Source organism: Kitasatospora indigofera (assembly GCF_014655955.1).
Taxonomy (GTDB): Bacteria; Actinomycetota; Actinomycetes; order Streptomycetales; family Streptomycetaceae; genus Kitasatospora; species Kitasatospora indigofera.
Genome location: NZ_BNBO01000180.1, coordinates 1 through 666, shown reverse-complemented (window position 1 = coordinate 666; position 666 = coordinate 1). Strand labels below are relative to the sequence as shown.

The 666-nt window shown below is 69.8% G+C and carries 1 protein-coding gene; it reads left to right on the top strand.

From position 1 onward, the window contains the following. On the top strand, window positions 1-666 hold a 666-nt coding region (locus IE329_RS40055), incomplete at its 5' end, for a putative Ig domain-containing protein (protein ID WP_190215993.1).

The window sequence follows — 666 nt, the reverse complement described above, 5'->3', positions numbered from 1 at the left end:
GCCAACCTGCAGATCGCGGCCTCCGGCGGCACCGCGCCGCTGACCTTCACCGCGACCGGCCTGCCGACCGGGCTGTCGATCAGCTCCACCGGCAAGATCACCGGTACCGCCACCACGGCCGGCACCTACAACGTCACGGTGACCGCCAAGGACGCGGCCAACAAGACCGGTTCCACCTCCTTCACCTGGACGGTGAGCACCGGCGGCGGCAGCTGCACCCCGGCGCAGCTGCTCGGCAACGCCGGCTTCGAGACCGGCACCGCCGCCCCCTGGACCACCACCAGCGGCGTGGTCGACAACAGCTCCGGCCAGGCCGCCCACGGCGGCAGCTGGAAGGCGTGGCTGAACGGCTACGGCTCCACCCACACCGACAGCGCCTCGCAGACCGTCACCATCCCGGCCGGCTGCAAGGCGACCCTGAGCTTCTGGCTGCACATCGACACCGCCGAGACCGGCAGCACCGTGTACGACAAGCTCGCGGTGACCGTCAACGGCACGGCCCTCACCACCTACTCGAACGTGAACGCCGCGGCCGGCTACCAGCAGCGCACCTTCGACCTCTCGGCCTACGCGGGCCAGAGCGTCACCCTGAAGTTCAACGGCACCGAGGACTCCTCGCTGCAGACGAGCTTCGTGATCGACGACACCTCCATCGCCACCAGCTGA